General features: G+C 59.2%; 17 protein-coding genes. All 17 read left to right on the top strand.

Annotated elements, in window-relative coordinates; genetic code table 11:
• The first annotated feature begins 2 nt into the window (after window positions 1-2).
• The 17 genes from pseF (at window position 3) to fliG (ending at window position 17,658) form a co-directional block, all read left to right on the top strand.
• Window positions 3-698 carry a pseudaminic acid cytidylyltransferase gene (gene pseF, locus AB7M22_RS04285; RefSeq protein ID WP_454185351.1) on the top strand — a complete coding sequence of 232 codons (696 nt, stop codon included), beginning with the start codon at window positions 3-5 and terminating at the stop codon, window positions 696-698.
• Entirely contained in the window at window positions 695-2,197 is a 1,503-nt protein-coding gene (gene pseG / locus AB7M22_RS04290) for a UDP-2,4-diacetamido-2,4,6-trideoxy-beta-L-altropyranose hydrolase (RefSeq protein ID WP_454185352.1), read from the top strand. The genes pseF and pseG overlap by 4 nt, the downstream gene beginning before the upstream one ends.
• Window positions 2,194-3,246 (top strand): pseudaminic acid synthase, encoded by a 1,053-nt coding sequence (gene pseI / locus AB7M22_RS04295; protein ID WP_454185353.1) that lies wholly within the window; start codon window positions 2,194-2,196, stop codon window positions 3,244-3,246. Before pseG ends, pseI begins: the two co-directional genes overlap by 4 nt.
• Before the next feature lie 230 nt (window positions 3,247-3,476).
• Window positions 3,477-4,403: a ketoacyl-ACP synthase III gene (locus AB7M22_RS04300; protein WP_007894181.1), complete on the top strand. Its 927-nt coding sequence runs from the start codon at window positions 3,477-3,479 to the stop codon at window positions 4,401-4,403.
• A gap of 97 nt (window positions 4,404-4,500) precedes the next feature.
• Window positions 4,501-5,793 (top strand): motility associated factor glycosyltransferase family protein, encoded by a 1,293-nt coding sequence (locus AB7M22_RS04305; RefSeq protein WP_454185354.1) that lies wholly within the window; start codon window positions 4,501-4,503, stop codon window positions 5,791-5,793.
• Window positions 5,790-6,059: a hypothetical protein gene (locus tag AB7M22_RS04310; protein ID WP_454185355.1), complete on the top strand. Its 270-nt coding sequence runs from the start codon at window positions 5,790-5,792 to the stop codon at window positions 6,057-6,059. The genes AB7M22_RS04305 and AB7M22_RS04310 overlap by 4 nt, the downstream gene beginning before the upstream one ends.
• A gap of 253 nt (window positions 6,060-6,312) precedes the next feature.
• Entirely contained in the window at window positions 6,313-7,164 is an 852-nt protein-coding gene (locus AB7M22_RS04315; RefSeq protein ID WP_007894184.1) for a flagellin domain-containing protein, read from the top strand.
• A 74-nt stretch (window positions 7,165-7,238) separates the two neighbouring features.
• Window positions 7,239-7,604 carry a flagellar protein FlaG gene (locus AB7M22_RS04320; protein ID WP_123720688.1) on the top strand — a complete coding sequence of 122 codons (366 nt, stop codon included), beginning with the start codon at window positions 7,239-7,241 and terminating at the stop codon, window positions 7,602-7,604.
• 82 nt (window positions 7,605-7,686) lie between these two features.
• Window positions 7,687-9,093 carry a flagellar filament capping protein FliD gene (fliD, locus tag AB7M22_RS04325; protein WP_454185356.1) on the top strand — a complete coding sequence of 469 codons (1,407 nt, stop codon included), beginning with the start codon at window positions 7,687-7,689 and terminating at the stop codon, window positions 9,091-9,093.
• A 128-nt stretch (window positions 9,094-9,221) separates the two neighbouring features.
• Entirely contained in the window at window positions 9,222-9,617 is a 396-nt protein-coding gene (gene fliS, locus AB7M22_RS04330) for a flagellar export chaperone FliS (RefSeq protein ID WP_454185357.1), read from the top strand.
• Between the two features lie 10 nt (window positions 9,618-9,627).
• Complete coding sequence (locus AB7M22_RS04335; RefSeq protein ID WP_038979575.1) at window positions 9,628-9,924, top strand: hypothetical protein; 297 nt, start codon at window positions 9,628-9,630, stop codon at window positions 9,922-9,924.
• Window positions 9,925-10,096: 172 nt separating this feature from the next.
• Window positions 10,097-11,572: a sigma-54 dependent transcriptional regulator gene (locus tag AB7M22_RS04340; RefSeq protein ID WP_007894189.1), complete on the top strand. Its 1,476-nt coding sequence runs from the start codon at window positions 10,097-10,099 to the stop codon at window positions 11,570-11,572.
• A 128-nt stretch (window positions 11,573-11,700) separates the two neighbouring features.
• Window positions 11,701-12,906 (top strand): sensor histidine kinase, encoded by a 1,206-nt coding sequence (locus AB7M22_RS04345; protein ID WP_454185358.1) that lies wholly within the window; start codon window positions 11,701-11,703, stop codon window positions 12,904-12,906.
• 5 nt (window positions 12,907-12,911) lie between these two features.
• Window positions 12,912-14,297, top strand: a complete 1,386-nt coding sequence (locus tag AB7M22_RS04350) for a sigma-54-dependent transcriptional regulator (protein WP_454185359.1) — start codon at window positions 12,912-12,914, stop codon at window positions 14,295-14,297.
• 217 nt (window positions 14,298-14,514) lie between these two features.
• A complete protein-coding gene (gene fliE / locus AB7M22_RS04355; protein WP_008006646.1) occupies window positions 14,515-14,844 on the top strand; it encodes a flagellar hook-basal body complex protein FliE in 330 nt (109 codons plus the stop codon).
• Between the two features lie 14 nt (window positions 14,845-14,858).
• Complete coding sequence (gene fliF / locus AB7M22_RS04360; RefSeq protein WP_454185360.1) at window positions 14,859-16,646, top strand: flagellar basal-body MS-ring/collar protein FliF; 1,788 nt, start codon at window positions 14,859-14,861, stop codon at window positions 16,644-16,646.
• Window positions 16,639-17,658: a flagellar motor switch protein FliG gene (gene fliG, locus AB7M22_RS04365; protein WP_007894195.1), complete on the top strand. Its 1,020-nt coding sequence runs from the start codon at window positions 16,639-16,641 to the stop codon at window positions 17,656-17,658. The genes fliF and fliG overlap by 8 nt, the downstream gene beginning before the upstream one ends.
• Window positions 17,659-17,660: the final 2 nt, after the last annotated feature.

A 17,660-nucleotide genomic window follows, 5' to 3' on the forward strand; every position in this document is an offset into this window, starting at 1 on the left:
TCTTGAGCTGTGTTGCGATCATTCCGGCCCGCGGTGGCAGCAAGCGAATCCCGCGCAAGAACCTCAAGCCGTTCGACGGCGTGCCGATGATCGTCCGTTCGATTCGCACGGCGCTGGCGTCGAACCTGTTCGACCAGGTGATCGTCAGCACCGACGATGAAGAGATCGCCGAGGTCGCGCGGACCAATGGGGCTCAAGTGCCGTTCATGCGGCCTGCGGCGCTTGCCGACGATTTCACTGGGACCGCAGCAGTGATCGTGCATGCCTTGAAGCAATTGCCGCCGTTCGACTATGCCTGCTGCGTCTACGCGACGGCGCCGTTGTTGCAGGCGCGTTATCTGTATCAGGGGCATGAGTTGCTGGTGCAGCATCCGGACAAGTCTTTCGCGTTTTCAGTCGCCGGTTTTGGCTTCCCGGTACAACGGGCCCTGACCCTCGACGAGCAGGGCGCCTTGACCTCGCTCTACCCGGAATTTCGCGAGACCCGTTCCCAGGACTTGCCCGAAGCTTTTCAAGATGCCGGCCAGTTCTACTGGGGACGCAGCGAGGCCTGGTTGCGTGGCGATGTGCTGTTCTCGCCGGCGAGCCTGCCGGTGATCCTGCCGCGGCATCTGGTGCAGGACATCGACACGCTTGAGGACTGGAAACGCGCCGAATACCTCTACGCCGCCTTGAAGGCCGGGGGAGAGCTCCAATGAGGGTGCTGATCCGCGCTGACGCGTCGCCGACCATAGGCAGTGGTCATATTGCCCGCTGCCTGACCCTGGCCAGGGTTTTGCGCAAGCAGGGCACGCATGTTGCCTTCGCGTGTCGTCAGTTGCCGGGGCATCGGCTGGACAGTCTGCAGGCTGAGGATTTCGAGACTTTCGCGCTGCCGGAGCGCTATCCCGATGAAGACCCACTGCAGGCCATCGAGTCGATGCTGCCGTGGCAGGCGGACATTGCAGCGCTGGGGCAAGCATTGGAAAGTCATCCAGCCTTCGACTGGATCATCGTTGATCACTATGGCCTCGATCACCATTGGCAGACCGCCGCGCGCCGTTGGGCTCCACGAATCGCTGCGGTGGACGACTTGGCCACTCGGCAATACAGCGTCGATCTGCTGCTCAATCAAAATCTGTCGGGCATACCAGAGGCTTATGTCTCGCTGCTGACGCCCGATTGCCAGACCCTGCTCGGCCCACGATTTGCCCTGCTGCGCGATGAGTTCTGTTGCCCGGCGATCGAGATCAAACCTCGGGCCAGGCGAGTGCTGGTGAACTTCGGCGGTTTCGATGCGGCCATGCAGACCCACCACGCGATGTTGGCGCTGGCGGATTTCCATGAGCTGGAAGTCGATTTCGTGGCGGGTGCCGACAACCCGGCCTGGGAGCAGATGCAGAGTCTGGTGGACTATCGCCCGAACTGGCGCCTGCACAGTTTTGTCAGCGATTTCTACCAGCTGATGACCGAGGCCGACCTGTTTATCGGTGCCGGTGGCGGTACCAGTTGGGAGCGGGCGGCCATGGGGCTGCCGACGATCTGCATTGCGGTCTCGAATAATCAGCAGGCCAACGGCGAGGTGATGGCGACCTCGGGTGCTCATGTGTTCCTGGGCAACCGCGAGCAGGTCAGCGTCGAGCAGTTGCGCCAGGCCATCGGTTTTGTCGTGGGTAATCAGGGGATTCGTCAAAGTCTGGCCGAACGTTCGCGGCAGTTGGTCGATGGCCGTGGGGCGCAGCGGGTGGCGGCAGCGCTGGCGGGGGCGGTGTTGCAGGTTCGTCGGGCCACTCAGGACGATGCGCAATTGTTGTTCGAGGGGCGCAATGCCGAGGCGGTACGGCGCTGGTCGCTGGACACGCACGTCATCGACTGGCAGCGGCATCAGGCCTGGCTGGCCGCGAGCCTGAGCAATCCGCGGCGGCTGCTGTTGATCGCCGAGGCGGATGATGGCCCGGTCGGTGTGCTGCGTTATGACCTCGACGATGCTCGTGCCGAAGTCTCGATTTATCTGTTCGAAGGCCGATTCGGCCTGGGCTGGGGCAGGGCGCTGCTGGCGCGGGGTGAAGCCTTCGTCACCGCTCATTGGCCTGTGCTGGAAGTCATCTCCGCTCAGGTGCTGCCGGCCAATTCAGCGTCGCTGAAGGTTTTCCGCGAGGCAGGTTTCACTCAGAGTGCTTGCGCGTTCACGCGCGTATTGAAGGATCCAAAACAATGACCAGTTTCAAGATCGGCAACCGCTCGATCGGTGCCGATGCGCCGCCGTTCATCATTGCCGAGATGAGCGGCAACCATAATCAGTCGCTGGACGTCGCGCTGCAAATCGTCGAAGCCGCGGCCAAGGCCGGCGCGCACGCCTTGAAGCTGCAAACCTATACCGCCGAGACCATGACCCTGGATCTGTCCGAAGGCGAGTTCTTCATCAAGGACCCCAACAGTCTGTGGGCCGGTTCTTCGCTGTACACGCTGTACGAGAAGGCCCACACGCCGTGGGAATGGCACGCGCCGATTTTCGCCCGGGCCAAAGAGCTGGGCATGCTGGCGTTCTCCACACCGTTCGATGACACCGCGGTGGACTTCCTCGAAAGCCTGGACGTGCCGGCCTACAAAATCGCCAGTTTCGAGAACACCGATCTGCCGTTGATCCGGCGGGTCGCTGCCACCGGCAAGCCGCTGATCATCTCCACCGGCATGGCCAGCATCGCGGAGCTCGATGAAACCGTGCGCGCCGCCCGTGAGGCCGGTTGCAAGGATCTGGTGTTGCTCAAGTGCACTAGCACGTACCCGGCGACACCGGCAAACAGCAACGTGCGCACCATCCCTCATCTGCGGGAGTTGTTTGGCTGTGAAGTCGGTTTGTCCGATCATTCGATGGGGGTCGGCGTGTCAGTCGCTGCAGTAGCACTGGGGGCAACGGTGGTGGAAAAACATTTCACCCTCGACCGTGCTGCCGGTGGGGTGGACGCCAGTTTTTCCCTGGAACCTGCTGAACTCGCCAGCCTGGTGATCGAAACCGAGCGTGCCTGGCAGGCCATGGGCCAGGTGCATTACGGCGTGACCGAGGCCGAACGCAAGTCTCTGATATACCGCCGTTCGCTGTACGTCACTCAGGACATGACCGCCGGTGAGCCTTTCACCGGCGCCAATCTGCGGGCCATCCGGCCTGGCCTGGGGCTCGCCCCCAAACACGCTGAAACCCTTCTGGGCCGCCGCGCCCGACAGGCCATCAAGCGCGGAACGCCACTGGACTGGTCGCTGGTCGAATAACCCTTTGTGGGGCTGATTCGGCAAAATAGCGTGACCTGCGAGTCATAACGCGCATCTTCACTGTATTGTATAAAAAGGGGGGATGGCGCCTGGTCTGTTTTTTAGCCCAGTGATGGCCTTTTATTCTTCCCGCTGTCACCCCTTTGAGGGCGACGTTATTCGTTGTTTGTCGGCGCCCCTCGATTCCTTGCGAGCGGTGGTATTGGGCTGTTTATTATTGGGAAGCCGTAATGATTGGCATAAAGAGCATTGCGAGCTACGTTCCTGTAGCCGGCGTGGACAATTACGCACAAGGTGCAAAATTCGAAAAGGATGAAGAATTCATCCTGGGCAAGATCGGTTCGGCCTTCCTGCCGCGCAAAGATGCCGGTCAGGAAACCTCGGACCTGTGTGTCGAAGCAGTCAACGCGCTGTTCGCCAACAATCCCGAATTGAAGCGTGAAGCCATCGACGTGTTGATCGTCGTTACCCAGAATGGCGACGAAGAAGGCCTGCCACACACCGCCGCCATCGTTCAGGACAAACTGGGCCTGCCGACGACCGTGGCTGCGTTCGATATTTCCCTGGGCTGCTCCGGTTACGTCTACGGCATCTACGCCATCAAGGGTTTCATGGAAGCCGCGGGCCTGAAGAATGGCTTGCTGGTGACCGCCGATCCGTACTCCAAGATCGTCGATCCGGAAGACCGCAACACCACCATGCTCTTCGGCGATGCCGCCACTGCCACCTGGATGGGCGAAGACGCACCCTGGCAGCTGGGCAAGGCCAAGTTCGGCACTGACGGTTCCGGCGCGCCGCACCTGAAGGTTTCCGACGGGGTGTTCTTCATGAACGGCCGTCAGGTCTTCAACTTCGCGCTGCTCAAAGTGCCGGCGCATTTGCATGAGTTGCTCGCTGACTCGGGGCTGACGGCTGACGATATCGATGCCTTCTGCATTCACCAGGGCAGTGCGGCAATTGTCGACGCCGTGGCGCGGCGTTTCGAGGGTGAGCCTGAGAAGTTCATCAAGGACATGGTCGAAACCGGTAATACCGTGTCGTCGAGCATTCCGTTGCTGCTGGAAAAACATGTGCTGGACTCGAAGTGGAAGCGCGTTGCGCTGAGTGGTTTCGGTGTTGGATTGTCGTGGGGTTCGGCGATCATCTATCGCCCTTGAATCCCGGCTCTTTTAGTCAAAGAAAGCCAGGCAAAAAAAAGCGTTCAAGGTGTAACCTTGAACGCTATTTTTTTGCCCGAATGAAAAGCGAGGCTCCATGAGCGAGTTCTTTGAGCGCAACGCCGAGGTCATACAGCGCCGTTGGCCGCTGCTGTCTGCGCGCTTGCTGGTTGAGGGTGCGAGCCTGTTGCAGGCCGATCTGGTCGAAGGCCTGGGCTCGACGTTGAGCATCAACGGCATCCAGCTGACCAGTCGCCATGACCGCACCCGCGAGGCCTGGCTTCAGGCCGACAGCCTGCCCATCGACAGTCCGGTGGTGCATGTCTACGGCACCGGGCTTGGCGATCTGCAGATAGAGCTTCTGCAGCGCGCCGGGCTCGAGCGTTTATACGTACACATCCTCAACGGCGCGGTGTTTGCGCTGGTGCTCCAACTGCTCGATCAACAGCAGTGGCTCGGCGATCCGCGCGTCGAGCTGTTGTATGCCGGCGATCTGGCGGAAATCCAGCTGCCGTTCTTCGCGTTGCCGTCCGAGCTGGTGCTGGCCGATGACTTCAATGCGAAGATCCGCGATCGCTTGATCAGCGAAACTCACCTGACCTTCAATAATCGCGAATTCGACCCCCGGTCGCCCGAGATTATCGAGTGCCTGCAGGCCAGTCTTTCTCTGGTGCAGACCGATCATGACGTGGCCGAGTTGTTCGGCTCTCGCCCCGGTCAGGAGGTGTTTGTCATCGCCACCGGTCCAAGCCTGGAACAGCATTTCGACACCTTGCGCGCGATTCGCAATCAAGCTGAGCGGCCGTTGTTCATCTGCGTCGATACGGCCTATCGCCCATTGCTCGCGCACGGCATCCGCCCCGACGTGGTGGTCAGCATCGACCAGAGGATCTCGGCCCGGCACCTGCCGCCTGAAGACACGACCGATATCACGCTGGTGTACATGCCGATGCTCGATCCTCTGGTGCTCGAGGCTTGGCAGGGGCTGCGATATGCCGCTTACTCCGCCAGCCCGATCTACCAGCAGTTGCGTGCGCAATTACCCAAGGGCGAGCTGTATGTAGGCGGCAGCGTGATTCATCCGGCGGCAGACCTGGCGGTAAAGATGGGGGCGGCGCAGATCACGCTGTTCGGTGCCGACTTTGCCTTCCCCAGCAACAAGACTCACGCGGGCTGGAACGATGGCGATCTGGGGCCGCAACTGGGGGCCGCCAAACACTGGGTGCTCGATGGTCATGGCCAACGGATCAAGACCCAGCTCAACTTCCGCAGCTATCTGTGTGAGCTGGAGCGTTATATCGCCGGCCATCCTCAGGTGCGCTTCTATAACAGCAGTCGGGCAGGGGCGATGATTGCCGGCACGGTTTTTCATCCGGAGTTTGCGTCATGAGCGGGTTTGAGTCCTTTGTCGTCGACGCGCAGCAATGCGCCGTACTGTTCCGTCTGGGGCGTGATGTAGAAGCCGGGCTGGCAATGATCGAGCTGATCAGTGCGATGCACCTGAGGCTGGATTCGACGCCGCGGGAATCTCAACAGCAGTGGGCATTTCTGCTCGGCGAAATGTTCGCATGTCAGGAGGCGCAGAACTGGCTCGCGCTGGCGGATTATCTGGAATATGAGCTGGTCGAGATGCTGACCGACAACCTGTCCCTTTAAACAGTTTCCCTTCTGCCGGTGCGGGCGAGTCCTCGCCAACCTGTCACCGGCACTTCTCTGACGTCATTTTTTTTGCTGCTGGAGTGTCGCAAGCCGTTGTTTTACGGGGGGTGGCAACGTGATGGCAAATATTTTTGAAAATCCCCTAAAGCAAGTTGCATTGCCGACGATAACTATTACGAAGGTTCTCTAGGCCATACCCGGCGGTTGCCAGGGCCGGAAGCCGCAGTACCCAACCAACGAGGAATTCGTCATGGCTTTAACAGTAAACACCAACGTCACATCGTTGAGCGTTCAGAAGAACCTGAACCGCTCTTCCGATGCACTGTCGACTTCGATGACTCGCCTGTCTTCCGGCCTGAAAATCAACAGCGCTAAAGACGACGCCGCCGGCCTGCAGATCACTACCCGTATGACCTCGCAAATCCGCGGTCAGACCATGGCGATCAAAAACGCCAACGACGGTATCTCGATCGCTCAGACCGCTGAAGGCGCGATGCAGGAAACGACCAACATTCTGCAGCGTATGCGTGAACTGGCCGTACAAGCTCGAAACGACTCGAACGGTACTCAAGACCGTGTCGCTCTGAACAAAGAATTCGCGGCAATGTCGGACGAGATTACTCGTATCGCCAACTCCACCAACCTGAACGGCAAGAACCTGCTGGACGGCACCGCTGGCACCATGACCTTCCAGGTCGGTTCCAACACCGGTTCGGCTAACCAGATCACTCTGACCCTGGCTTCCGGCTTCGGCGCAGCGACCCTGTCCGTTGACTCGGCTACCACCCAGATCACTGGTAACAGCTCGGCTACCGCTCAAGCTTCGTTCTCCGCTGCCCTGACCCGTATCGACGCCGCTCTGCAGACCATCAACACCGCCCGTGCTGACCTCGGTGCTGCACAAAACCGTCTGACCAGCACCATCTCCAACCTGCAGAACATCAACGAAAACGCTGAAGCTGCTCGTGGTCGCGTACAAGACACCGACTTCGCTGCTGAAACTGCTCAGCTGACCAAGCAACAAACTCTGCAACAGGCTTCCACCGCAATTCTGGCTCAGGCCAACCAACTGCCATCCGCTGTACTGAAACTGCTTCAGTAATAGCTGATTGAGTTATGGCGAGGGAGTGCGCACGCCGTGCTCTCTCGCTTTTTACTTTTTGAGAGGTGATGGACATGGATATGAGCGCCAAGCTGAACTTGTCTTATCCTGCGGCCAGGCAGGCGACGACTGTTGTCGACAAGCCTGCGGAGAAGCCTCGAGCGGTAGTTGCTCCAGTAGCTGCCGTCAAGGAAGAAGGTAAGAGCGAACAGACCGAGCAGGACAAACTGAAAATGGCCGTTCAAGAAATTGAAAAGTTCGTTCAGTCGGTCAAGCGTAATCTGGAATTCTCGATCGACGAGCCTTCGGGCAAAGTGGTCGTCAAGGTCATTGCCAGCGAATCCGGTGAGGTGATCCGTCAGATCCCCAACGAAGAAGTCCTTAAGCTGGCCAATAGTTTGAATGATGCAAGCAGCCTGTTGTTCAGCGCTAAAGCCTGACAGCTGGCACGAATTTTGTTGCTATGTTCTTTTGGGCGTTGTAGTGGTCAAAAGGCCGGCGACACACTGAAGGGAGTTTCACATGGCAAGTCCAATTCTACCGGGCACGGGTTTAGGCTCCGGCCTTGATACCGGTGCTATCGTCAAGGCCTTGGTGAACGCTGACAAAGCAGCCAAGCAAGGTCAGATCGACCGTGGAACCACCACTAACACGGCGAGTATTTCCGGGATCGGTACCTTGAAGTCGCTGTTGGCCACGTTCCAGAAAGCACTCACCGACCTGGGCAGCACGACAACCCCTCAGTTCACGGGTTTTTCTGCTACCTCCTCCGATGTAAAAGTGCTGACGGCTACCTCCAGCAATACGGCTGTGTCCGGAACCTATTCCGTCAACGTGACCAAGCTGGCTACCTCGTCGAAAGTGGCTTCTGAAGCGTTTGCCGGCGGTGCGACCAGTGCTATCCCTTCGGGCACGCTGACCATCACCCAGAACGGCACCAGCTACCCTGTCACTGTAGGTGCGGGCGCCACGTTGCAATCGGTGCGTGACTCGATCAACACTCAGTACCAGGCCAGTGGCCTGAGCGCCAACATCGTGACCGACAGTTTCGGTTCGCGTCTGGTGCTGGGTTCCACCACCACCGGTGCCGGTTCCGACATCTCCGCCAGCGGTATTGCCGGTCTGGTAATCGACGGGTCGACCCCGATGGCCGCCGTGCCGACCGCCACCTCTTCAGGTGCTATCGGTGGCCTGGCCCAGGATGCCGTGTTCACAGTCGATGGCCTGGCAATGACCAGCAAGTCAAACACCCTCGACCAAACGATCTCCGGGCTGACCTTGAAGCTGGTTACCACCGGCACGTCCACCGTCACCGTAGCGTCCAACAACGATGGTCTGAAAGCATCGATCCAGAAGTTTGTCGACGCTTACAATGCTGTCGCAAACGCTGTGACCTCCCTGACCAAGCCTTCCCTGGACGACGATGGCAAACCGACTGTCGCTGCCGCGCTGACCGGTGATCCGTTGCCACGTTCGCTTCTGGCTGCCATTCGTGGTCCATTGTCCCAGACGGGTGCCGGTGACAAGCTGACTGTACTGTCGCAGCTGGGGATTACTACGGATCAGAAAACCGGTGCACTGAACTTCGACTCCACCAAGTTCACCGCGGCGATGAATGACAAGAAGCTCGGCGGTGAGGTTCAGACCCTTTTTACCGGTACCAATGGTCTGATCGAACGCATGAACAATGTGATCAAGCCGTACACCGATACGGGCGGTATTCTTGATACTCGCAGCACCAACCTGAATAAGACCAAGACCAGGCTGGCCGCCGACCAGGAAGCCCTGGATCGTCGGGTCGAGACCCTGACCGCTGTACTGACTAAAAAGTACAACGACATGGACACCCTCGTCGGCAAATTGAAAGCGACGGCCAGCAACATCACTTCGATGTTTGAAGCCATGGCTGCGCAGCAAAAGAACTCGTAATACTCGTACCGCCAAAAGCCCGGCAGCGTTTTCAAGCGCTCCGGGCTTTTTGCTTTTGAATCTAAAGTTTTTTGACGCGTCGTCGATACACTGGTTAGACGGACCACAGAATTTTGATGAGGTACAACATGAATCCAATGTTAGCCCTTCGCCAATACCAGAAGATTGGCGCTCAGGCGCAAACTTCCGAAGCCACCCCGCATCGTCTGGTGCAGATGCTGATGGAAGGTGGCCTGGACCGTATCGCCCAGGCCAAAGGCGCGATGGAACGCAAAGACATTCCGAACAAAGGTGTTCTGATCGGCAAGGCCATCGGCATTATTGGTGGTTTGCGTGAAGGTCTGGACCTTGAGAACGCTGTCGAAAGCGTCGGTGAACTGGACAACCTGTACACCTACATGATGAAGCGTCTGGCCGAGGCCAACATCAAGACCGATCCGGCAATTCTCGACGAGGTCTCTGATTTGCTTCGAACAGTCAAAGACGGTTGGGATGCCATCGCCGCGCCGGGTCCGCAGTTTTAAGGAGATCACCATGAGTCTTGTATTGCAGCGAATCGAACAAACCCGTGAGGCTCTGGTCGATGCATTGGCCGAGCGCAACTGGGAAGCCATCGGTGAATTGGACCTGGCTTGCCGTTCCTGCATGGAAGACGTCTTGAGTGAAGCTTCGGTGGACGAAGTCGCGTTGCGCGATAACCTTGAGGAGTTGCTGAGAGTGTACAAGCAGCTTCTGGAGGCGGCGACGGGGGAGAGGCAAGCGATAGTCGACGAGATGTCGCAGATCCACCAAGCACAGAGCGCCGCAAAGGTTTACCATCTGTTTGGTTAGTTAACCCTCAGTTAATCCAAACATAGTGCGCCATAAATTTGACTGTGCACGGTTTTTTGACTTAACTAGTGGCTGGTTCCAGATTTCAGGCGTCTACAGGCATAACGTGTCTGCAAGCGTCTAGCTTGCCCCTCATTTTGGGCATTGAGTTGACTAGGGAAGTTGCTATTGCATGTGGCGTGAAACCAAAATTCTGCTGATTGATGACGATAGCGTCCGCCGCCGCGATTTGGCGGTGATTTTAAATTTTCTCGGCGAAGAAAATTTACCCTGTGGCAGCCATGACTGGCAGCAGGCGGTCGGCTCTCTGTCATCAAGTCGTGAAGTAATCTGTGTCCTCATCGGGACGGTAAATGCTCCTGGTGCACTTTTGGGCCTGTTAAAGACACTCTCAACCTGGGATGAGTTCCTTCCAGTTTTGTTAATGGGCGATAATTCTTCCATTGACTTGCCGGAAGACCAGCGTCGTCGAGTGCTTTCGACTCTCGAAATGCCACCCAGCTACAGCAAATTGCTCGATTCGCTGCACCGTGCCCAGGTCTATCGCGAGATGTATGACCAGGCCCGTGAGCGCGGTCGTCACCGTGAGCCCAATCTTTTCCGCAGCCTCGTCGGCACCAGTCGGGCGATTCAGCACGTCCGTCAGATGATGCAGCAAGTCGCCGACACCGATGCCAGCGTGTTGATCCTTGGCGAGTCCGGGACCGGCAAGGAAGTGGTCGCGCGTAATCTGCACTACCATTCCAAGCGTCGTGACGCGCCGTTCGTTCCGGTCAACTGCGGGGCGATCCCGGCCGAGTTGCTGGAAAGCGAATTGTTCGGCCACGAGAAGGGCGCCTTCACCGGGGCGATTACCAGTCGTGCCGGGCGTTTCGAGCTGGCCAATGGCGGTACCTTGTTCCTCGACGAAATCGGCGACATGCCGCTGCCGATGCAAGTCAAGCTGCTGCGCGTCTTGCAGGAGCGCACCTTCGAACGCGTGGGTAGCAACAAGACCCAAAGCGTCGACGTGCGGATCATTGCAGCGACCCACAAGAATCTCGAAAGCATGATCGAGATCGGCACTTTCCGCGAAGACCTCTACTATCGCTTGAACGTGTTCCCGATCGAGATGGCGCCATTGCGCGAGCGCGTCGAAGACATTCCGCTGCTGATGAACGAATTGATCTCGCGCATGGAGCACGAGAAGCGCGGATCGATCCGTTTCAATTCGGCGGCGATCATGTCGCTGTGCCGTCATGGCTGGCCGGGCAACGTTCGCGAGCTCGCCAACCTGGTGGAGCGTATGGCGATCATGCACCCGTACGGGGTGATCGGCGTGGTCGAGTTGCCGAAGAAATTCCGCTACGTCGATGACGAAGACGAGCAACTGGTCGACAGCCTGCGCAGCGATCTTGAAGAGCGGGTGGCCATCAATGGTCATACCCCGGACTTCACCGCCAATGCCCTGCTGCCGCCGGAAGGCCTGGACCTGAAAGACTACCTCGGCGGTCTGGAACAAGGGCTGATTCAGCAGGCGCTGGATGATGCCAATGGCATCGTGGCGCGGGCGGCAGAACGGCTGCGGATTCGTCGTACCACGCTGGTGGAGAAGATGCGCAAGTACGGCATGAGCCGTCGTGACGGTGATGAACAGGCGGATGATTGACGCCTGTTTTTCAACTCCTTCATTTATAGGCGGTTTTTTTTAGGCACGGGTATTGCTACATCCCTCGCAACGTTCCGTTTAACTGACGGTCAACCACGCGAGAGAGCACGATGCCCCCAGCCGCCCAGATGTCTCCTGTCCCAGATGCTTCGGGGCAACCGTCGTCCGTAGAGCAGGCAAGCCGGCTTGGCCTTGAGCAGGCGTTTGCGCTGTTCAGCCAGATGTCGAGCCAATTAACCGATTCCTACAGCATGCTCGAAGCCCGGGTCACCGAGCTCAAGGGCGAGCTGGCGGTGGTCAGTGCTCAGCGCATGCAGGAGCTGGCGGAAAAAGAACGCCTGGCCAACCGTCTGCAAAATCTCCTCGATCTGTTGCCTGGCGGCGTCATCGTCATCGACGCCCAAGGTATCGTGCGCGAAGCTAATCCCGCCGCGAGTGAGCTGCTCGGTCTGCCTCTCGAAGGCGAGTTGTGGCGTCATGTGATTGCCCGATGCTTTGCACCGCGCGAGGATGACGGTCACGAAATCTCTCTCAAGGACGGTCGGCGTCTGTCGATCGCCACGCGCTCGCTGGATGCCGAGCCCGGTCAGTTGGTGTTGCTCAACGACCTGACTGAAACCCGTCATCTGCAAGATCAACTGGCTCGTCATGAGCGCCTGTCTTCTCTCGGTCGTATGGTCGCGTCGTTGGCTCATCAGATCCGCACGCCGTTGTCCGCTGCGTTGCTCTATGCCAGTCATTTGACTGAGCAGGAGTTGCCGGTCGCCACGCAGCAGCGTTTTGCCGGTCGCCTGAAAGAGCGCCTGCATGAACTGGAACACCAGGTTCGCGACATGCTGGTGTTCGCTCGCGGCGAGTTGCCGTTGACCGATCGCGTGACCCCCAAGATGCTGATGCAGTCGCTGCAAGCGGCAGCGCTGACCCACGTTCAGGACCTGCCGATTCGCTGGCAGTGCGACAGTCGTGCCGGTGAGTTGTTGTGCAATCGCGACACGCTGGTCGGGGCGATCCTCAATCTGATCGAGAACGCCATTCAGGCGAGTGCCGGCGATGTCCGTTTGAAGGTTCACCTGTATACCCGCGGCAACAACCTGCGCTTGTGTGTCAGCGACAGCGGCAGTGGCATCGACACGAAGGTACTGGCGCGTTTGGGTGAGCCGTTTTTCACCACTAAAACCACCGGCACCGGCCTGGGCCTGACCGTGGTCAAGGCAGTCGCCCGTGCTCATCAGGGAGAATTGCAGTTGCGCTCACGGCCGGGGCGCGGCACTTGCGCGCAGGTGATCTTGCCGCTTTTTTCTGGTGAGCAACCCAGCGCTCAGGGAGCGAAGTGAAGGACATGGCCATCAAGGTTTTACTGGTCGAGGATGACCGCGCGCTACGGGAAGCATTGGCCGATACGCTATTGCTTGCCGGGCACGATTACACGGCGGTCGGTTCGGCGGAAGAGGCGTTGGAGGCTGTCGGTGCCGAGGCGTTTAACCTGGTGCTCAGTGACGTCAACATGCCGGGCATGGATGGTCATCAGCTGCTGGGATTGCTGCGGGCTCGTCAGCCCCAGCTGCCGGTGCTGCTGATGACCGCTCACGGTGCTGTCGAGCGAGCGGTCGACGCTATGCGTCAGGGCGCAGCCGATTATCTGGTCAAACCGTTTGAGCCCAAAGCCTTGCTCGATCTGGTGGCGCGTCACGCACTGGGCAATCTTGGCGCGGCCGAGAGCGAGGGGCCTGTGGCGTTCGAGCCGGCCAGTGCGCAGCTGCTGGAATTGGCTGCACGGGTGGCGCGCAGTGATTCCACGGTGTTGATCTCCGGTGAGTCCGGGGCCGGCAAGGAAGTGCTGGCACGTTACATCCATCAGCACTCTCACCGCGCCAGTCAGCCGTTCATTGCGATCAACTGCGCAGCGATCCCGGACAACATGCTCGAAGCCACCTTGTTCGGTCACGAAAAGGGCTCGTTCACCGGTGCCATCGCGGCGCAGGCCGGCAAGTTCGAGCAGGCCGATGGCGGGACGATCCTGCTCGATGAAATCTCCGAAATGCCCCTGGGCCTGCAGGCCAAGTTACTACGCGTATTGCAAGAGCGTGAAGTCGAGCGAGTCGGCGCACGCAAGCCGATCACGCTAGACATCCGAGTGGTCGCTACCACCAACCGAGACTTGGCCGCTGAAGTGGCGGCGGGGCGTTTTCGTGAAGACCTTTACTATCGTTTGTCAGTGTTCCCGCTGGCCTGGCGTCCGCTGCGCGAGCGCACCGCCGATATCCTGCCGCTGGCCGAGCGACTGCTGGCCAAACACGTCAATAAAATGAAGCACGCCGCGGCGAAGCTCTCGCCCGAGGCGCAGGCGTGCCTGATTGGTTATCCGTGGCCGGGCAACGTGCGTGAGCTGGATAACGCGATCCAGCGTGCCTTGATTCTGCAGCAGGGTGGCTTGATCCAGCCGCAGGATTTCTGCCTGGCCGGGTCTGTGGCGTGTGCGCCGTTGCCGACATTGGCGCCGACGCCCGTGCGCGCAATTGAAGTCGACGCTGAATCGGCGGGCGCCCTCGGCGATGACCTGCGGCGCCGTGAATTCCAGATGATTATTGACACCTTGCGCTCAGAACGCGGTCGTCGCAAAGAAGCCGCCGAGCGACTGGGCATCAGCCCGCGCACCTTGCGCTACAAGCTGGCGCAGATGCGCGACGCTGGTATGGATGTGGAAGCGTACTTGTTCGCTACCTGACATTGCTTTGTAGCAGCTGCCGAGCCCGCGAGGCTGCGTTCGGCAGCTGCTACGGATCGTGTTGGGGCTTGGAAGATTGGATTGAGAGCCAAGGATGAGCTTTTGTTTAGCGCGGCCACGGAGCTGGCACCCTTGTTGCTAATACCTCACTGCCCGCCGAGTGAGTGTCAAAAAATTGCGGGTAGCCAAAGACGTAGCTTCGTCAAAGAGAGAAACCATGAGCCAAGGTATTGAATTCAATCGGTTGATGCTGGACATGCGCTCCATGCAAATGGATGCGATGTCTGCGCCGAAATCGACTGCCGCAGTCCCTGAAGTGGGTGGCAGCAGCTTTTCCGACATGCTCGGTCAGGCCGTCAATAAAGTGAACGACACCCAGCAGGCGTCCAGTCAGTTGGCCAGTGCCTTCGAGATCGGCAAGAGCGGCGTCGACCTGACGGACGTGATGATTTCTTCGCAGAAGGCCAGCGTGTCTTTTCAGGCGTTGACCCAAGTGCGCAACAAGTTGGTTCAGGCATACCAAGACATCATGCAGATGCCGGTTTAAGGACGAATTGAGTCATGGCAGAAGCAGTCGCCGATAATGTTCCGGCCAAGGTCACTCCGATAGACGGTAAACCGCCGCTGTTCGGGTTGTCCTTCCTGGAAAACCTCTCCGAGATGACCATGTTGCGTCAGGTGGGCCTGTTGGTCGGCCTGGCTGCGAGCGTGGCGATTGGTTTTGCCGTGGTGTTGTGGTCCCAGCAGCCGGACTACCGGCCTCTGTACGGCAGCCTTGCCGGTATGGACGCCAAGCAGGTCATGGAAACCCTGGCCGCGGCCGATATCCCCTATACCGTTGAACCGAACTCCGGTGCCTTGCTGGTCAAGGCCGATGACCTGTCCCGTGCGCGGCTCAAGCTCGCGGCCGCTGGTGTCACTCCCAGCGACGGCAACATCGGTTTCGAGATCCTCGACAAGGAGCAGGGGCTGGGTACCAGTCAGTTCATGGAAGCGACCCGTTATCGTCGCGGCCTCGAAGGCGAACTGGCCCGGACCATTTCCAGCCTGAACAACGTCAAGGGTGCCCGCGTGCACCTGGCGATTCCGAAAAGCTCGGTGTTCGTGCGTGATGAACGCAAGCCAAGTGCTTCTGTTCTTGTTGAACTCTATTCCGGTCGTTCGCTGGAGCCGGGCCAAGTCATCGCCATCATCAATCTGGTGGCGACCAGTGTTCCCGAGCTGAGCAAGTCGCAGATCACCGTGGTCGACCAGAAGGGCAACCTGCTGTCGGATCAGGCGGAAAACTCCGAACTGACCATGGCCGGCAAGCAATTCGATTACAGCCGTCGCATGGAAAGCATGCTGACCCAGCGTGTGCACAACATCCTGCAACCGGTGCTGGGTAACGACCGTTATAAAGCCGAAGTCTCGGCCGACGTGGATTTCAATGCGGTCGAATCGACTGCCGAGCAGTTCAACCCGGATCAACCGGCGTTGCGCAGCGAGCAGTCGGTCAACGAACAACGTACCGCCAGCAATGGCCCGCAAGGTGTGCCGGGTGCCTTGAGCAACCAGCCGCCATCGCCGGCCTCCGCACCGCAAACCACGGGTGGCAGCACCGCAGCGGCCGGCATGGTTCAGCCAGGTCAGCCGTTGATCGATGCCAACGGTCAGCAAATCATGGACCCGGCTACCGGCCAGCCGATGTTGGCGCCGTACCCGGCGGACAAGCGTCAACAATCCACCAAGAACTTCGAGCTCGACCGTTCGATCAGCCACACCAAGCAGCAGCAGGGCCGATTGAATCGCCTGTCGGTGTCGGTGGTGGTCGACGATCAGGTCAAGGTCAACGCGGCCAACGGCGAAACGACACGGGCGCCGTGGAGCGCCGATGAATTGGCGCGCTTCACTCGCCTGGTGCAGGACGCCGTCGGTTTCGACGCCAGCCGCGGCGACAGTGTCAGCGTGATCAACATGCCGTTCTCCGCCGAGCGTGGCGAAGTGATCACCGAGATTCCGTTCTATTCCCAGCCGTGGTTCTGGGACATCGTCAAGCAAGTGCTGGGTGTGTTGTTCATCCTGGTGCTGGTATTCGGTGTGCTGCGTCCGGTGCTCAACAACATCACCGGCGGCGGCAAAGACAAGCAACTGGCCGGCATTGGCAGCGACATGGAACTGGGTGGCATGGGCGCGCTGGACGGCGAACTGGCCAACGACCGTGTCAGCCTCGGTGGCCCGACCAGCATCCTGCTGCCGAGCCCGAGCGAAGGCTATGACGCACAGTTGAACGCAATCAAGAGTCTGGTGGCAGAAGATCCGGGTCGCGTGGCCCAGGTCGTGAAAGAGTGGATTAACGCAGATGAGTGATAACCGAGCCGTTGCCGCCAAACTGACCAAGGTCGACAAAGCCGCGATTCTGCTGCTGTCCCTCGGTTCCACCGATGCTGCGCAAGTGCTGCGCCACATGGGGCCCAAAGAGGTCCAGCGTGTGGGTGTGGCGATGGCCCAGATGGGTAACGTGCATCGCGAGCAGGTCGAACAGGTGATGAGCGAGTTCGTCGACATCGTCGGCGACCAGACCAGCCTGGGCGTCGGCTCCGATGACTACGTGCGCAAAATGCTTACCCAGGCCCTGGGCGAAGACAAGGCTAACGGCCTGATCGACCGGATCCTGCTGGGCGGCAACACCAGTGGCCTCGACAGCCTGAAGTGGATGGAGCCGCGCGCCGTTGCCGACGTGATCCGTTACGAGCACCCGCAGATCCAGGCAATCGTGGTGGCGTACCTCGATCCGGATCAGGCCGGTGAAGTGCTGGGCAACTTCGACCACAAGGTCCGGTTGGACATAATCCTGCGAGTGTCTTCGTTGAACACCGTGCAGCCAGCGGCCCTGAAAGAACTCAACCAGATTCTCGAGAAGCAGTTCTCCGGCAACTCGAATGCTTCGCGCACCACCCTGGGTGGCATCAAGCGTGCGGCCGACATCATGAACTTCCTCGACAGCTCGATCGAAGGTCAACTGATGGACTCGATCCGCGAAGTCGACGAAGACCTGTCCGGTCAGATCGAAGACCTCATGTTCGTGTTCAACAACCTGTCCGATGTCGACGACCGCGGGATTCAGGCGTTGCTGCGCGAAGTGTCCTCCGACGTGCTGGTGCTGGCGCTCAAGGGTTCGGACGAAGGCGTCAAGGAAAAGATCTTCAAGAACATGTCCAAACGGGCGGCCGAACTGTTGCGCGACGACCTCGAGGCCAAAGGCCCGGTGCGCGTCAGCGACGTGGAAACGGCGCAGAAAGAAATCCTCACCATTGCCCGCCGTATGGCCGAAGCCGGAGAAATCGTTCTCGGCGGGAAGGGCGGCGAAGAGATGATCTAAGG

It is taken from the genome of Pseudomonas sp. ADAK2 TE3594 (assembly GCF_053628675.1).

What these genes read in the sequence shown, in the direction of transcription:
- pseG (WP_454185352.1), top strand. Translation starts at nt 695, where the DNA reads ATGAGGGTGCTGATCCGCGCTGACGCGTCGCCGACCATAGGCAGTGGT.
- pseI (WP_454185353.1), top strand. Translation starts at nt 2,194, where the DNA reads ATGACCAGTTTCAAGATCGGCAACCGCTCGATCGGTGCCGATGCGCCG.
- AB7M22_RS04300 (WP_007894181.1), top strand. Translation starts at nt 3,477, where the DNA reads ATGATTGGCATAAAGAGCATTGCGAGCTACGTTCCTGTAGCCGGCGTG.
- AB7M22_RS04305 (WP_454185354.1), top strand. Translation starts at nt 4,501, where the DNA reads ATGAGCGAGTTCTTTGAGCGCAACGCCGAGGTCATACAGCGCCGTTGG.
- AB7M22_RS04310 (WP_454185355.1), top strand. Translation starts at nt 5,790, where the DNA reads ATGAGCGGGTTTGAGTCCTTTGTCGTCGACGCGCAGCAATGCGCCGTA.
- AB7M22_RS04315 (WP_007894184.1), top strand. Translation starts at nt 6,313, where the DNA reads ATGGCTTTAACAGTAAACACCAACGTCACATCGTTGAGCGTTCAGAAG.
- AB7M22_RS04320 (WP_123720688.1), top strand. Translation starts at nt 7,239, where the DNA reads ATGGATATGAGCGCCAAGCTGAACTTGTCTTATCCTGCGGCCAGGCAG.
- fliD (WP_454185356.1), top strand. Translation starts at nt 7,687, where the DNA reads ATGGCAAGTCCAATTCTACCGGGCACGGGTTTAGGCTCCGGCCTTGAT.
- fliS (WP_454185357.1), top strand. Translation starts at nt 9,222, where the DNA reads ATGAATCCAATGTTAGCCCTTCGCCAATACCAGAAGATTGGCGCTCAG.
- AB7M22_RS04335 (WP_038979575.1), top strand. Translation starts at nt 9,628, where the DNA reads ATGAGTCTTGTATTGCAGCGAATCGAACAAACCCGTGAGGCTCTGGTC.
- AB7M22_RS04340 (WP_007894189.1), top strand. Translation starts at nt 10,097, where the DNA reads ATGTGGCGTGAAACCAAAATTCTGCTGATTGATGACGATAGCGTCCGC.
- AB7M22_RS04345 (WP_454185358.1), top strand. Translation starts at nt 11,701, where the DNA reads ATGTCTCCTGTCCCAGATGCTTCGGGGCAACCGTCGTCCGTAGAGCAG.
- AB7M22_RS04350 (WP_454185359.1), top strand. Translation starts at nt 12,912, where the DNA reads ATGGCCATCAAGGTTTTACTGGTCGAGGATGACCGCGCGCTACGGGAA.
- fliE (WP_008006646.1), top strand. Translation starts at nt 14,515, where the DNA reads ATGAGCCAAGGTATTGAATTCAATCGGTTGATGCTGGACATGCGCTCC.
- fliF (WP_454185360.1), top strand. Translation starts at nt 14,859, where the DNA reads ATGGCAGAAGCAGTCGCCGATAATGTTCCGGCCAAGGTCACTCCGATA.
- fliG (WP_007894195.1), top strand. Translation starts at nt 16,639, where the DNA reads ATGAGTGATAACCGAGCCGTTGCCGCCAAACTGACCAAGGTCGACAAA.